General features: G+C 68.2%; 11 protein-coding genes and 1 tRNA gene. 6 read left to right on the top strand and 6 right to left on the bottom strand.

The genetic code is table 11. The features are described 5' to 3' along the window. Positions 1 to 14 precede the first annotated feature (14 nt). From D514_RS31445 to D514_RS31435, 3 genes are all read right to left on the bottom strand, one after another. Positions 15 to 629 (bottom strand): ComEA family DNA-binding protein, encoded by a 615-nt coding sequence (locus D514_RS31445; protein WP_017830348.1) that lies wholly within the window; start codon positions 627 to 629, stop codon positions 15 to 17. A gap of 298 nt (positions 630 to 927) precedes the next feature. Further along, a complete protein-coding gene (leuS, locus tag D514_RS31440) occupies positions 928 to 3504 on the bottom strand; it encodes a leucine--tRNA ligase (RefSeq protein ID WP_036323587.1) in 2577 nt (858 codons plus the stop codon). A 34-nt stretch (positions 3505 to 3538) separates the two neighbouring features. Then, entirely contained in the window at positions 3539 to 4858 is a 1320-nt protein-coding gene (locus D514_RS31435) for an anthranilate synthase component I family protein (protein WP_017830346.1), read from the bottom strand. Positions 4859 to 4899: 41 nt separating this feature from the next. Between D514_RS31435 and D514_RS31430 the strand changes: the two genes are divergently transcribed. From D514_RS31430 to D514_RS31420, 3 genes are read left to right on the top strand one after another with little or no spacing between them, the layout of a single operon-like run. After that, positions 4900 to 5571: a DedA family protein gene (locus D514_RS31430; RefSeq protein WP_017830345.1), complete on the top strand. Its 672-nt coding sequence runs from the start codon at positions 4900 to 4902 to the stop codon at positions 5569 to 5571. A 4-nt stretch (positions 5572 to 5575) separates the two neighbouring features. Next, entirely contained in the window at positions 5576 to 6601 is a 1026-nt protein-coding gene (locus D514_RS31425; protein WP_017830344.1) for an App1 family protein, read from the top strand. Position 6602: 1 nt separating this feature from the next. Next, entirely contained in the window at positions 6603 to 7466 is an 864-nt protein-coding gene (locus tag D514_RS31420; protein WP_036323582.1) for a hypothetical protein, read from the top strand. Positions 7467 to 7470: 4 nt separating this feature from the next. Here the strand turns inward: D514_RS31420 and D514_RS31415 are convergent, their stop codons facing one another. Both D514_RS31415 and D514_RS31410 read right to left on the bottom strand, forming a co-directional pair. Beyond that, positions 7471 to 8676: a glycoside hydrolase family 3 N-terminal domain-containing protein gene (locus D514_RS31415; protein WP_236610963.1), complete on the bottom strand. Its 1206-nt coding sequence runs from the start codon at positions 8674 to 8676 to the stop codon at positions 7471 to 7473. Positions 8677 to 8701: 25 nt separating this feature from the next. Then, a complete protein-coding gene (locus tag D514_RS31410) occupies positions 8702 to 9358 on the bottom strand; it encodes an SDR family oxidoreductase (RefSeq protein WP_017830341.1) in 657 nt (218 codons plus the stop codon). Between the two features lie 136 nt (positions 9359 to 9494). Here D514_RS31410 and D514_RS31405 point away from each other — a divergent pair, with 136 nt between their 5' ends. Then, on the top strand, positions 9495 to 10517 hold the full coding sequence (locus D514_RS31405; protein ID WP_017830340.1) for a DUF2804 domain-containing protein: 1023 nt from the start codon (positions 9495 to 9497) through the stop codon (positions 10515 to 10517). On the opposite strand, the gene D514_RS31400 is transcribed toward D514_RS31405, so the two are convergent. Further along, positions 10504 to 11574 carry an NAD(P)-binding domain-containing protein gene (locus D514_RS31400; protein WP_017830339.1) on the bottom strand — a complete coding sequence of 357 codons (1071 nt, stop codon included), beginning with the start codon at positions 11572 to 11574 and terminating at the stop codon, positions 10504 to 10506. The genes D514_RS31405 and D514_RS31400 overlap by 14 nt on opposite strands. Positions 11575 to 11722: 148 nt before the next feature. On the opposite strand from D514_RS31400, the gene D514_RS31395 reads away from it, so the two are divergent. Together D514_RS31395 and D514_RS31390 are read left to right on the top strand one after the other, a co-directional pair. Continuing rightward, a tRNA-Ala gene (locus D514_RS31395) sits at positions 11723 to 11798 on the top strand. Positions 11799 to 12258: 460 nt separating this feature from the next. Further along, positions 12259 to 15045, top strand: a complete 2787-nt coding sequence (locus D514_RS31390) for a tetratricopeptide repeat protein (RefSeq protein WP_144053046.1) — start codon at positions 12259 to 12261, stop codon at positions 15043 to 15045. Positions 15046 to 15123: the final 78 nt, after the last annotated feature.

The following is a 15123-nucleotide window of genomic DNA, read 5'->3' as shown; positions in this document are numbered from 1 at the left end:
AAGGTCACGCGCCCTCACACTCTGACCCCGTCGCGGAGTCCCGCGAGCAGCTTCTCGCCGATTCCGGGAACGGCGAGAAGATCATCGACCGACGTGAACCTGCCGTTCTCGTCCCGCCAGGCGATGATCCGCTCCGCGAGTGCCGGTCCGATACGCGGCAGCGTCTCCAACGCGGCCTGATCCGCAGCGTTGAGGTCGATGCGGTCATCGCCCGGTGGCGGTGCTGCACTGCCGGGCGCACCGCCCGCCGCGCCGGCTGCCGGCACCACGACCTGCTCCCCGTCTTCGAGCACACGTGCGAGATTGACCGCAGCCAGGTCGGCATCGGGGGTCGTCCCGCCCGCGGCCGCCAGCGCATCGACGAGTCGCGCGTCGAGATCGAGCACGTAGAGCCCCGGCTTCTCGACGGCGCCCAGAACGTGCACGTAGAGATCGCCGGACGGTTCGGTGCCGGATCCGTTCCCCGATCCGGCATCGGTCAGCGGCACCGATCCGACCGGGGCTGCCTGCCCCCGCATGATGCCGAGCCCGACAGCAGCCGACAGCACGACGAGCGCCAACACCACCGCCGCGCCGATGCTCAGCCGCAGGCGATGACGCGGTGGAAGGGGTGCCTGCGGGGATGCCATCCGGCCACGTTAGGCGGGTCGTGTGTCTCCGGTCGGCGCCTCGGACATCAGCCGTGGACAAGTGTCTGAGACGACGCCTCGTGCAGGAGATCGCCCACGAGCACGCGGCGTGTCCTCCGCCCGACTGATGCGGCTGCTTCTCCGTGAGGATGCCTGCGGATGCCCTGTCCGCACGTTCGAGAGACTTCGCGGATCTCTGCGCACCGGAGGGCCGGTACGCCCCGAATGAGATCAGGGACCTCGCGGCGTACCGCGGGGCCCCTGACCGGATCATCGCCCTCCGTGGAGGAAGAGGTGATCAGCCCTTGACGACGAAGCTCACGATCTTCGGCGCACGCACGACGACCTTCACGATCTCGCGGTCGCCGATCGACCGGATCACGCGCTCGTCCGCGCGTGCCAAAGCCTCGAGCTCCGACTCGCCGATGCGGGCGGAGACCTCGAGCTGGGCGCGCACCTTGCCACCCACCTGCACGACGGCGGTGATCTTGTCTTCGATCAGCAGTGCCGGGTCGGCGGAACGCCACGTCACCAGGCCGACGGAAGGCTCGTGACCGAGGATCTCCCACATCTCCTCTGCGGTGTGCGGAGCGATGAGGTCGAGCATCACGGCGATCGTCTCAGCGGCCTCGCGCACGGCGGGGTCGGCTGCGCCCGCTGCGCCGTCGATCGTCTTGCGGGTGGTGTTCACGAGCTCCATCAGGCGGGCGACCAAGACGTTGAACTTGGTCTGCTCGACCAGGCCCGGCGCTTCGGAAAGGAGCTTGTGCGTCGCACGCCGAAGAGCGGCGTCGCCCCCGTCGAACACCACATCGACCGGGCTCGATACCTCACCGGCGATGCGCATCGCACGCGCCAGGAACTTCTGAGCGCCGGTCGTCGAGACGTCGGCCCAGTCCTTGTCGTCCTCCACAGGACCGGCGAACGCCAGCCCCACGCGCAGGGCGTCGGCGCCGTGGGCGTCGAGCTCCTCCTGGAAGAGAACCAGGTTGCCCTTGCTCTTGGACATCTTCTGCCCGTCGAGCAGCACCATGCCCTGGTTGATGAGGTTCGAGAAGGGCTCGGTGAAGTCGATCAGCCCCATGTCGAACAGCACCTTCGTGATGAAGCGCGCGTACAGCAGGTGCAGGATCGCGTGCTCGACACCGCCGATGTACGAGTCGACCGGCGCCCAGCGGGAAGCCTGGGCCGGATCGAACGCCACCGTGTCGCTGTTCGGCGAGAGGAAGCGCAGGAAGTACCACGAGCTGTCGACGAACGTGTCCATCGTGTCGGGGTCACGCAGCACGGGGTCCCCGGTGTGCGGGTCGGTCGTGCGCACCCAGCTCTCGGCGCCGCCCAGCGGCGACGTGCCCTTGGGCTTGAGGTCGAGTCCCTCGACGCTCGGCAACTTCACGGGGAGCTTGTCCTCGGAGACCGGGATGATGCTTCCGTCCTCGGCGTGCAGCATCGGGATCGGCGTGCCCCAGAACCGCTGACGCGAGATGAGCCAGTCGCGCAGACGGTAGTTCTTGGCGGCACGACCGGTGCCGGTGGCCTCCAGCTGCTCGATCGCACGCGCGATGGCATTGCGCTTGGAGAGTCCGTTCAGCGCCCCGGAGTTGATCATGCGACCCTCGCCCGTGAGCGCGATGCCGGTGGTCGCGGGGTTCTGCTCCTCGAGCGCGGCACCGGTGTCGATCGGCACGCCCTCCTCATCGACCTCGATGACCGGCATGGCACCGGTGACGGGGGCCGTCGTGTCGACGACCACCTTGACGGGCAGATCGAACGCGCGGGCGAAGTCCAAGTCGCGCTGGTCGTGCGCCGGGACGGCCATGACCGCGCCGTGACCGTAGTCGGCCAGCACGTAGTCGGCTGCCCACACGGGCAGCTTCTCGCCGTTGACGGGGTTGATCGCGTAGCGCTCGAGGAAGACGCCGGTCTTCGGACGGTCCGTGGACTGCCGATCGATGTCGGTCTCCTTCTGCACCTGCTCCAGGTACGTCTGGAAGCGCTGGCGCACCTCGTCGGAAGCGTCGGCTGCGAGCTCCGACGCCAGGTCGGAGTCGGGGGCGACCACGAAGAACGTCGCCCCGTGCAGGGTGTCAGGACGCGTCGAGAACACCGTGACCGGCTCCTCGCGACCCTCGATGAGGAAGTCGACGTCGGCACCCACCGAGCGACCGATCCAGTTGCGCTGCATCTGCAGCACCTTGTGCGGCCAGAAGCCCTCGAGCTGGTTCAGGTCATCCAGCAGACGGTCGGCGTAGTCGGTGATGCGGAAGTACCACTGGGTGAGCTTCTTCTTGATCACCTCGGCGCCGCAACGATCGCAGCGTCCGTCGACCACCTGCTCGTTGGCCAGGACCGTCTGGTCGTTGGGGCACCAGTTGACCGGACTCTTCTTGCGATAGGCCAGACCGCGCTCGTACAGCTTCAGGAACAGCCACTGGTTCCAGCGGTAGTACTCGGGGTCGGAGGTGTGCAGCACCCGGCTCCAGTCGAACGAGACGCCGTACGCCTCGAAACCGACCTTCTGCTGCGCGATGTTCTGGTACGTCCACTCCCGGGGGTCGGCACCCTGACGGATCGCCGCGTTCTCGGCGGGCAGACCGAAGGAGTCCCAGCCGATCGGGTTGAGCACGTTGTGCCCGCGGTGGCGCCAGAAACGGGCCACGATGTCGGAGTAGAGGTAGTTCTCGGCGTGCCCCATGTGCAGGTCGCCCGAGGGATAGGGGAACATCGCCAGCACGTACCGCCGCGGACGCGTGTCGTCGTCGCCGCCCGTGAGGAACGTGCCGTTGTCCGCCCAGTACTTCTGCCACTTGTTCTGGATGGCGTGCGCCGACGGGGCCTCATCGTCGGCAGGAGCGGTGGACAGGTTCTCAGACAACGAACGCACGACCAATCTGAAGGAAAAAGCGGGATCAGTTCAGGATATCGGAACGCCAGAGCACAGGCATTCCGGCGCCGAGCGCGGCGAGCGGTGCGCGCGCCTTGGTCGCCACCTCCGCCACCTCGGACGCGGCGACGGAGCCCCAGGTGATGCCTCCCCCGGCGCCGACGACGGCCAGCTCCCCCTCGATCAGGATGCTGCGGATCACCATGGCCAGATCCAGGGTGCCGTCGGCGCCGATGTAGCCGAAGCAGCCCGCGTACACGCCGCGGGGCCCGCCCTCCAACTCGTGGAGCCTGGTCATCGCCGACAGCTTCGGCGCGCCGGTCATGCTGCCGGCGGGGAAGGCCGCCTCCAGCAGAGCACCGACCGTCGTCCCCGCGGCCACGACGCCGCTCACCGTGCTCACCAGCTGGTGCACGGCCGGATAGCTCTCCACCACCCACAGCCCCTCGACACGGATGCTCCCCGGCTCGCACACCCGCGAGAGATCGTTGCGCATCAGGTCGACGATCATGACGTTCTCGGCGCGTTCCTTGCGATCCGTCGCGAGCTCTGCGGCGAGCGCGGCGTCTGCGACGGGATCGGCGCTTCGGGGCCTGGTTCCCTTGATGGGACGCGTGCGGATGATGCCTCCGTCCGCCTGGAGGAACTGCTCCGGGCTGGCGCTCAGCAGCGTGCGGTCGCCGATCCGCACGAACCCGCCGTGGTGGGCGGGGGTTGCTGTGCGGAGCCGGTGGTAGACGTCCACGGCGTCATGCGCTCCCCTGACGGTGAAGCGCGTGGTCAGGCACAGCTGATAAGCGATACCCGCACGGATGAGATCGCGGCAGCGTTCGATGAGGGCCGCATACTCCTGCGGGTCGTGTCGCGCCTGGGCGACGCGGGTCTCGTCTGCCCGCACGGGCATGGGCACGGGTTCCCGCGCCCCGGCCAACGCGGAGACAGCGGCTGTCCAGGCTTCGGCGTCGCGCTCCGCACTGAGCGCCCACGCGCGGCCGAGGGAGTGGTCGAAGGCGACGACACGGGTGGCGCGCAGCCAGGAGCCGCCGCCCTCCTCGACGGTGCCGGCCACGGGTGCCCCGGCGACACGGGCGCCGCTCTCATAGTCGAGCCAGCCGACCCAGCCTCCGGTGAACGGCGGCAGCGCGGGATCGGCGGCACCCCTGTCGAGGCGCACGTCGTGCGGAAGTGTCGAGCGCTCCCCCGTACCGACGAAACTCCACCCCGTGGTGGCGGCTGCCCCGGCATCGAGCCAGAACACATCCGCGGCTCCGGTTTCCAGCATCCCGAACACCGACGACGGCTCCACCCAGGCGGGAAGCGGTCGAGCACTCAGCTGTTCGGGCACCTTTCCAGCCTAGGACCGGGCGGCTCCCGTATCCTCATGGGGTGGACGACCTCCTGATCTGGCTCCTCGACACCGTGCAGTCGATCGATCCGGTCGCCCGCACGCTGATCGCCGGGCTCGCTGTGATGCTGGAGACGAGCATCCTGATCGGGCTCGTCGTCCCCGGTGACACGATCGTGATCATCGCCTCGATGGGGGTCGCCACTCCGCTGGAGGGCGTCGCGATGGGCGTCGCCGTCGTGATCGGGGCCCTGATCGGCGAGAGCATCGGCTTCTGGCTGGGGCGCTGGCTGGGCCCGCACATCCGTGTGTCGTGGTTGGGGCGCAGGATCGGTGAGCACAACTGGGTTCGGGCCGAGAACTATCTCGAGCGCCGTGGCGGCATCGCGATCTTCCTGTCCCGCTTCCTCCCGGTGCTGCACTCCCTCGTCCCGCTCACCGTCGGCATGAGCGAGTACCCGTACCGCAGGTTCCTGGCCTGGACGGCTCCCGCATGCATCCTCTGGGCCACCGCCTACGTGAGCGTGACGTCGCTCGCTGCGGGCAGCTTCCGCGAACTGGTCGATCGCGTGCACTTCGCGGGATACATCTTCGTCGGCGTGATCGCGCTCTTCCTGCTCCTGGCGTTCCTCGGCAAGAAGCTCCTGCAGCACGTCGAGGCCCGTCATCTGGAGGGCCCGGAGGCAGAGGCCGACGCCGACATGAAAGACTGAGGCAATGGCATCGGCTCCCCCGGCCCCCCGGATCCACTGGTTCGCCCGACTCGAACATCGCCTCCACGTCTGGCGAGAGGGTCGCGCGCGCCGTCGAGGCCGCGTCGCGACGATCCTTCCCTTCCCCGGCTACGGCGGTCCCGGCTGGGTCCGCGTCGTCGGCCGTGTTCTGATCGTGCCGCCGCAGCGTCGTACCCGCGACGGTGAGCCCGCGAGCGTTCGTGGCTGGCGCAGCTTCGTCGGCATCCCGGTGGGCTTCGCCGCTGTGAGCGTGCATTTCGGCGGCACCACTCATCAGGTCGCCGCCGACCGCGGCGGTGTGGTCGACGCCATGATCCGCGTCGATCTCGAGCCCGGCTGGCAGACGTTCACGTTCTCCGTCGAGGGACAGCCTCCGGTGGAGGCACGAGCGTTCATCGTCGCCGAGGGCACATCGTTCGGTGTGGTGTCGGATGTCGACGACACCGTGATGGTCACGGCCCTCCCTCGTCCCTTCATCGCCTTCTGGAACTCCTTCGTGCTCGACGAGCATGCACGTCTTCCCGTACCGGGGATGGCAGTGCTCCTCGACCAGCTGCTGCGGCAGCACCCCGGTGCCCCGATGGTCTACCTCTCCACGGGGGCGTGGAACGTCGCCCCCACCCTGTGGCGCTTCCTCGGCCGTCATCTCTTCCCCGCCGGTTCCATGCTCCTGACCGACTGGGGGCCCACGCATGAGCGCTGGTTCCGCAGCGGGCGGGAGCACAAGCTGACGAATCTGCGGCGACTCGCGACCGAGTTCCCCGATGTGAAGTGGCTGCTGATCGGTGACGACGGCCAGCACGACGAGTCGATCTACAGCCAGTTCATGGAGGAGTACCCTGACTCGGTCGCGGGCGTCGCGATCCGTCGTCTGCTCCCTGCCGAGGCCGTCCTCGCGGGTGGTCGGGCAGGCCATGAGCCGCACTCCGAGGATGTCGCGCCGTGGGTGAGTGCCGAAGACGGTGCCGGCCTTCGCGATCTGCTGGGCGAAGCCGGCATCCTGCGCTGACATGTCCCTCTCCCGCCAGGACTGGCTGCTCCGCGAAGAAGCCCATCGCGAACGTGCCGATGCTCTCACCGCTGCGCACCGTGACCGGGCGACCCGGGCGGAGAAGCACCCGGTGTGGGACTTCCTCTTCACCTACTACTCGTACAAGCCCGCACAGCTGCGCCGCTGGCACCCGGGCGCCGGCGTCGAGCTCGCCGATGCCCGCGAACGCCTCGACTGGCGCTGGTACCGCGCAGGACGATCCGCTGACAGCGCGGTTCCCGATGCAGCGGCTTTCGGTCGGGAGAAGGAGGAGCTGGCATCGCTCATCGAGAAGATGCTCCGCCGCACGGCATCGCGGCCAGGGCAGTTCGGCTGCTTCGGTCTGCACGAGTGGGCGATGGTGTACCGCGCCGACGAGCACCGACATGCGGTTCCGCTGCGACTGGGGCAGGCGGGCACGGATGCCGTCGTCGAGAACCACGACCTGCGTTGCACTCATTTCGACGCCTTCCGCTTCTTCACCCCCGAGGCGGTCCCCCGCAATCGCACCTCGTTGAGTCGCGACGAGCAGCCGCTTTTCGAGCAGCCGGGGTGCCTGCACGCGGGCATGGACCTGTACAAGTGGGCGACGAAGCTCGGGCCCCTCATCCCGGGCGACCTCCTCCTGGACTCGTTCGAGCTCGCGCGCGACATCCGCCTTCTCGACATGCAGGCGGCACCGTACGACCTCTCGGCGTGGGACGTGGTTCCCGTGCCCATCGAGACGCCCGAGGGCAAAGCCGAGTACGTGCGTCGGCAGCGAGGGTTCGCGGACCGCGGGGCCGCCCTGCGCACCGCACTGCTGAACGCCTGGCTCGGCGCCGGGGCCCGCGACGCGGCCTGAGCGCTCAGTCCACCGGGTCGCAGTCGTCGCAGACCGTCCAGGAAGCCGTCGCGGCGGAGAGCTGCAGCCGCAGCGCGACCACGCGCGTCGCCGCTTCTTCGAGCCGCTCGGGCGACAGCGTCCCGGTCTCGACCGCCGCGGTGATGCCGTGCACCATCGATCCCGCCGTCTGCGCATCGGAGCCCGCGACCATCAGGACCAGGTCGTTCCCCGCGGCGATCGCCGCCACCCCGTTCGCGACCGGGTCCGCATAGGCCGGGTCTCCCGACGAGAGCAGCATCCCGAGGTCGTCGGTGACCGCGACCCCCGTGAAGCCGAGCTCGTCCCTGGCGATCTCATGCCAGGTCGGCGAGAGGGATGCCGGCAGGGTGTCGACGGCCGTGTAGGCCAGATGCCCGTACATCAGCAGCGAGGCCCCCGCGTCGATCCCGGCAGCGAAGGGAACAGCGGCGGTGGCACGCCACTCCTCGAGCCCCATCGTCGTGCTCGGGATCGCATGATGCGAGTCGCCGGGCGCCGCCCCGTGCCCGGGGAAGTGCTTGAGCGTCGAGGCGAGGAACTGCTCCTGCGCACCGGTCGCGGCCGCCACGCGCTCCGCCGCTCCGGCCGGATCGATGCCGAGTGCGCGGCCATGGATGAACGAGCCGGGATCGGCCGTGTAGTCGGCCACGGTACCGAAGTTCACGGTGATCCCCGCGCGTGCCACCAAGGAGCCCCGTGCGGCGAACGCCGCGGAAGTCTCAGACACCGGAAGACCCTTCAGCGAGGTGGAGGCGGCATGGTCGTCGCCGTTCAGACGAGAGACCAGACCGCCCTCCTGATCGACGGCGATGAGCGGCGGCAGCGTCGGATCCACCGTGAGCGCGGCGGTGAGCGCCCGCAGCTCGGCTTCGGATGCCGGGATGTTGGTTCCCATCAGGATGAATCCGCCCAGGCCTGATTCCATGTACGCCCGGAGCGCGCCTGGATCGGTCCCCACCACGTGTCCCATCACCACAGTCGACGCCTGTTCAGGGACAGGCATCGCCTTCACCAGGGCGGTCGCGCGGTCGACGAACCTCTCGGCCCCGATACTCGACAGCGTTGCCGCGGGAGTGCGGGGAGCCGTGGTCGCCATGATCGAGGCCGATGCAGCCGACGAGGCGCAGAGCCCCACCACGGCGGCCACCGCGAGCACGACTGCCGCCCGTCCCCGGTGTCGAGAGTTCACGCGCATCGGTGCGGTGCAGGGATCGTCAGCAGGAGAGGGCCTCGGCGATCGGCACCGCGGCGTCGGTGTCGCCGTTCCCGAAGCGGATCGTCCGGCCGACCGTGCACGGCTCGTGGAGGGTGGCTGCGATCACGGCCGCGACGTCGGCACGTGATACCGCTCCCCGACCGTCGGGGTCGATCTGGATCCGGCCGCTGGGCTCGTCGAAGGTGAGCGTTCCCGGTGCGAGGATCGTGCCCTCGAGGCCGGTTCCGCGCAGGTGCTCGTCGGCGGCCCACTTCGCGTCTGCGTACGGGAAGAAGGAATCGTCCTGCGGGACGCCATGATCGGCGGTGGAGCCGAGCCAGGACACCATCACGTACCGTCGGACGCCCGCGCGTTCGGCCGCGTCCATGGAGCGCTGCGCCGCGTCGCGGTCGACCGCGTAGGTGCGCTCGGCAGATCCGCCGCCGGCACCTGCCGACCAGACGACGGCGTCGTGACCTCGGATGATCTCGGCGAGCGCCTCGACGTCCAGGCTCTCGACGTCGGCGACCAGCGCCTTCGCTCCGCCCGCTTCCACATCGGAGGAATGCTCCGGGTTGCGGATCACTCCCGTCACCTCATCCCCTCGAGCGACCAGGAGCGGCGCGAGCAGGAGGGCGATGCGGCCGTGGCCGCCGAAGACGATGATTCGCGACATGTCTTCACCCTACGCTCCCCTCCGCGAGCGCGGCGGGGGTCTGGTCGCTGTCGATCCCGAACCCGACACTCGGTCCTCTACACTCGGGTCAACGACGCCGACCCGAGACGGTGTCCCTCCCGACAGCAGGACGACGATGCCCACACCGCTGATCGAGCGCGAGATCACCGCGCACGTGTCACTCACCACCCCCGACGGGGCCTTGAACCACGATGCGCTGGGCTGGTCGCGCGTACCGGTGCACGACACCTCGGGGATTCCGGGCCGCGGTCATTGGGGGCGCAACAAGCGCTGGGAGTACTGGAACGTGATGACGGCGTCGCACATCATCGCCTTCACGGTGTCGTGCGTCGACTACATGTCGCTGCATGAGGTGTGGGTGCTCGACCGAGCGACCGGTGACGACGTCGGCACGACGGTGATATCGCCGGGAAGCCGCAGCGCGACGCTACCGGCATCTCTCGGCGCAGGGCCCGTCCGAGCGCGCACCCGTCGCATCACCATCGACGTCGACGAGACGTTCGACGGGACCCGTCTGCGTGGCACCGCTCCGCGTGTGTCCTTCGACCTGCTGGCGGGCCGTCCTCCCGGTCACGAGTCCCTCGGTGTCGTCGTCCCCTGGCGGCGGGGAGAGGACATCCCCCGTTTCCAGTACACGGTGAAGGATGTGGCACGCCCGACGACCGGGACGGTGACGGTGGACGGCATCACACACGACGTGTCCGAGGGCAGCTGGGCCGTACTCGACCACGGGCGAGGACGATGGCCCTACCGCGTGCGTTGGAACTGGGCGGCGGGGAGCGGTGCCGTCGACGGCCGCGTCATAGGGCTGCAGCTGGGCTCGAAATGGACCGACGGCTCCGGGGCGACCGAGAACGCGCTGCTGGTCGACGGACGCCTGTCGAAGATCAGCGAAGAGCTCGTCTGGGACTACGACCCGGAGCAGTTCCTGCGACCGTGGCGTGTGCACGGGACGAGCGCCGACCTCACCTTCACCCCGTTCTATGACAAGCACTCGCGCACGAATGCCCTGGTGATCTCGAGCAGGACGGATCAGCTCTTCGGCGTGTGGTCGGGCTGGGTGCGGGACGACACAGGCACGCAGGTGCACGTCGACGGCATCGAAGGATTCGCGGAAGAGGTGCTCAACCGCTGGTGACGCGCGCGCTCGTGGACTGCAGCGCCCGCTGCACGCCCTTCGCCGCCGAGCGACCGGCACGATTGGCGCCGATCGTGCTCGCCGATGGCCCGTACCCGACCAGCTGCACGCGGGGGTCCGCGACAGCCGTCGTTCCGCGGCCGTTCCGGTCCAGCTGGATACCCCCGGCCGCACTGCGCAGGTGAAGAGGAGCCAGGTGCGTGACCGCAGGGCGGAACCCGGTGGCCCACAGGATCACGTCGACCTGCTCGAAGCTGCCGTCGGGCCACCGCACCCCGTCGGGTTCGATCCGCTCGAACAGGGGGCGCCGGTCGGCGTAGGCGCCCAGACGCTCGGCCTCCCGCTCCTGCGGGCGGAGCATGAGCCCGGTGACGCTGACCACGCTCTCAGGAGGGAGACCGGCGGCGACGCGCTGCTCCACGAGCGCGACGGCTGCAGCTCCTGCCTCCGGCGTGAAGTCGTCGTCTCGCCACACCGGTTCTCGACGGGTGACCCACAGCGTGTCGGTGATCGGAGCGAGTGCGCCGAGGAACTGCACGGCGGACGCTCCCCCACCCACGACGAGCACCCGCTTGCCGATGAAGTGCTCCGGCCCCGGGTAGTCGACGGTATGCAGCTGTTCGCCGACGAAGGTCTCCATGCCGGGGAAGTGCGGCAGGAAGGGATGCGACCAGGTGCCGGTCGCGTTCACGAGCGTGCGGGTCGTCCACTCCCCCTCGCGGGCGCGCACGACGAGCAGGCCGTCCTGGTCGTCCACCCGTTCCACGTGCACGGGACGGAGCACCGGGAGTGCATGCCGGTGCTCGTAGGCGGCGAAGTAGGCGGGCACTGCCTCGTTCGCGCGTGCGCCGTCGCGTGGTGGAGGAGTGTCTCCCGGCAGCTCTGCGACCCCGTGCACGTCACGCATGGTCAGCGCGTCCCACCGGTGCTGCCAGGCACCCCCGGGACGCGTATCCGCGTCGAGGACCACGTGCGAGATGCCCAGCCGCGCGAGGTGGAAGGATGCCGAGAGGCCGGCCTGCCCTGCGCCGATCACCAGACTGTCGAGGATGCTCACGCCGGGTTCAACGCCCCGCTCCACGCGCTTGTTCCTCTCCGCCGTCGTCCACGCCGTGACGCGCCCGGGATACCCACCCCGATTGGTGCTCGTGTCGATTCGTGTAGTACTCTTTTCAAGTTGCTCCGGCTGGTCCGGAACAGCGTCTGGGCCTGTGGCGCAGCTGGTAGCGCACCTGCATGGCATGCAGGGGGTCAGGGGTTCGAGTCCCCTCAGGTCCACCAGATAGTTCTCAATCCAACCGTTGACAAAGTGGTTGGTATTTGGCGTCTTGCCATTACCAGCGATCGATGCTTCGGCATCGTTCGCTATTTTGTTTTCTGTTGAAAGCACCGCTGCGCGACAGGCTACCTGTGCTTCGATGAGCGCACGAGCAGGATCCGTGAGCTCAGACTCGACTCTGTCGTTGTCGACGACGAAGATCTTCGCGAAGATCGCTTGGTTGAGCTGGCGGCGCATTTCGTTGCTCGCGGATCTCCCGATGTACAACACCCATGGCGGCTTGTTCTGAGTGTTGTTGTAAGAGCCCCACCGAAGAATTTGTCGAAGTCTCGCAGATTTGCGCAGACTTCGGCCCTTTCCTGGTTCCCTCCTGCGTCGAAACTTCGCAGACGGTGCACGGAGTCCGTCGCTCGTCGATAGCATGTGAATCGACACGGAGAGGGGTCGTGTGTGCGTGCACTGGTGAAGTCCGGGCTTGAGCTCGGCGCGATCATCTGCGGCTTCGCCTCTCCGGACACCGTCGGCCGAGTTATGAGCGCGCTCGAGCTGGGGGCGGTAGCCCTTGGCGCGCTTCCGGAACCGGAGGTGCGTCTGGGCCGCATCGTCCAGCGCGCCGAAGCGTCGTTGACCTCGGCAGCAGCCCACGAGTTCTCCCGCCTCGGTGAGGCCGACCAGGAATCGATCGCCCAGGTGCTCAGGGCGCGGATCGACGACTCCGACGCCGCGGAGTTGCTCGTCGCCGCCTTCACTGGCGAAGAAGCGTTCTCGGCCGCCTTCCAGGACCCCGAGCGGTTCCCGGACACGGCGGATCTGACAGACGACGAACAGGGATATCTTCGCGCCCTCGTCGGAGTCGTGCACTCATCCGTCGAGGCACTCTCATTGTCCGGAGATCACCTGGGCCCCGTGGTGCAGGCGGCGTTCAAAGAGCTCCGGTCACATCAGCTGTCTGCCCAAGACGTACGGACGATGGTCACTCAGGAGTTTGCCAACCGGAACAGCATCGCATCTCATGTCGTCGTGGGAGACAGGCCTCGACCTGCGCGGGGGTTCGTCCGTCGCGACGCGAGCGACGAGCTGAAGGTGCGCCTAGACGACGGACACGAGAAGCTCCACGTGCTCTCCGGCCTACGAGGGACGGGCAAGTCACAGATCGCGGCCGCTGTGTCCGCTGATTGCGTGGCTGCCGGGTGGTCTTTCGTGGCCTGGGTCAATGCCTCAAGTCCCGAATCGATCCGGGCGGAGCTGCGTGCCATCTCGGTACTCCTGGGGCTGGTGACCGCTTCGGATGACGAAGACGTCGCGTTGGCGGCGATGCGAGTGTGGATCAACGACGGATCGGCAGCCGACCGGCTTCTCGTCTTCGACGATGTCGAGAATCTGCGAGACGTCGAGAAATGGCTCCCTCTCGAGGCAGGTCCGCATATCGTCGTCACGACTGTTCTCGCTGAGGCGGATCCCGCGCACACGGTGAATGTCGGTGTTCTGCCGCTGCCGGAGGCTATCGATTATCTGCTCGGCGCGACCCGGTCGCAGGACCGCGCCGGCGCGCAGGCTGTTGCCGAGGCTCTCGGCTGCCTCCCCCTCGCTCTCGCTCAGGCTTCCTCGACCATGCAGCAGTCCGGCTTCGACTTCGACCGGTACCTCGCCGCACTGGAGAGTCGCCTGCTCGTCGACGTTCTGGAACCCGAGACGACCGGATACACACGCTCTGTCTGGGCCGCGTTGAGCATGTCGATCGATTCCGCTCTCGACAGTCTCCGCCGCAATCCTGCACGCGCCTCTGCGGGGCAGCGCGTGCTCTCCGTCCTCAGTCTGAGCCCCGAGCGCGGAGTGCCGCGGGAATGGCTGTCGGCATCCGGGGAGGACGAGTTCGAGACCTCCCTCGCAACTGGGGCCCTGATCACCTCTTCGGTTCTGGGTGCGCGCGTCGGCGGGTCGGACGTGACGATGCACCGCCTCATCGCTCGCGTCCTCCGGGAGCGCATGTCCACGGCAGGCACGGCGGACGACGCGGTCGGAGCGTCGATCGCGCAGATCACGCGTCAAGTGCGCACGTCCCTAGCGCGGCCAGACAGGGCGGACCGGGCCGCCGCACGACGCATCATCCTTCATCTCACGGATGTCGCCCGCGAACCAGAGCTCCACACGCTGGCGCGGGATCCGCGATTCCTCGAGCTCGCGAGCGGCGTCTCTGTTGCGGCACAGAGGATCCGCGAGCCTGCCGCAGTCGCGACGATGGCTCCCTTCATGCACCTTCTGGAGACAGAGTTCGGCCGAAGCAACATGAGATACGTGCGTCTGGCCGAAAGCGTCGCGAACGCCCAGTCGGTACTCGGAGACTTCGATGACGCGATCCGCACTTTCGAGGAACTGTTGCAGCAGACGCTCGCCGACCATGGGCCGGCGAGCGAGATGGGGGTGAAGCACCTAATCATGCTCGCCCACGCGTTGGGGGACAGCGGGGACGGCGAGGGCGCGCGACGACTGTACGACGAAGCTCTCCTGATCGCGGACCAGCTGCCGGGCGGGGCGACTCCACTGAAGCGAGCTGCGTCTTCTGCGAGGGCGATGTTGATGTCCGACGACGACGCAGACGTTCTCGCCGGAATGGAGGCGGCCCTTAATGAGGCTCACGCAGAGCTCGGACCGAACGCCGAGCGCACGCTAATCCTCCGGAACAACCTCGCTGAGACCTGCCTTCGGACTGGAGACACCGACCGCGCGGTTCGTCTGCTGGACACCAATCTGCGGGTGCGTCGCGCGAAGCACGGAGACGCCCATCCGGCAACCGTGGTCACGATCAGCAATCTGGTCAACGCCATGGTCGAAGACGGTCGCCCCGACGAAGCGCGCCTCCTCGGAGACAAGGCATACGAGGACGCGAAGACCGAGCTCGGCGAAGACCACACGGATCTCCTAACGTTGCGACACAACATGAGCCGCGCGCGGACCGCCGCCGGCGACCATATCGGCGCGGCGCGGATGCTCCGTCAGCTCGTCGAAGCTCGCTCTCGGGTCCTCGGCGCCACCCACCCGGACACACTGGCCAGCAGACATAATCTGGTCAACACCTACCTCACGGTCGGCAACACAAAGCGAGCGGAGCGTGAACTCCCCGACCTCCTGGCTGACACCAAGGCGAGGTTCGGACCGGATCACAACGAGGCGAGGAACGTCCAAGAACTCGCGCAGATGCTGGCTGCCTCCGGCGGAGATGCACGGCACCTCGACAGCTTCGATGCGTGAAGGCGGGTCCGACCGACTCGCGCCTACCTAGCGCGCCTCCTCGTCAGCGTCAACCCGCTTCGGTCCGCACGTGGCACG

Origin of the sequence: Microbacterium sp. UCD-TDU (assembly GCF_000340625.1) — a bacterium.
Classification (GTDB): domain Bacteria; phylum Actinomycetota; class Actinomycetes; order Actinomycetales; family Microbacteriaceae; genus Microbacterium; species Microbacterium maritypicum.
Note: the sequence above shows the minus strand (reverse complement) of the source record. Positions and strands in the feature narration are given on the sequence as shown.

Bases quoted from the DNA above. Each gene is read 5' to 3' on its own strand.
- D514_RS31445 (WP_017830348.1), bottom strand. From the start codon at position 629: ATGGCATCCCCGCAGGCACCCCTTCCACCGCGTCATCGCCTGCGGCTG.
- D514_RS31425 (WP_017830344.1), top strand. From the start codon at position 5,576: ATGGCATCGGCTCCCCCGGCCCCCCGGATCCACTGGTTCGCCCGACTC.
- D514_RS31420 (WP_036323582.1), top strand. From the start codon at position 6,603: ATGTCCCTCTCCCGCCAGGACTGGCTGCTCCGCGAAGAAGCCCATCGC.
- D514_RS31410 (WP_017830341.1), bottom strand. From the start codon at position 9,358: ATGTCGCGAATCATCGTCTTCGGCGGCCACGGCCGCATCGCCCTCCTG.
- D514_RS31405 (WP_017830340.1), top strand. From the start codon at position 9,495: ATGCCCACACCGCTGATCGAGCGCGAGATCACCGCGCACGTGTCACTC.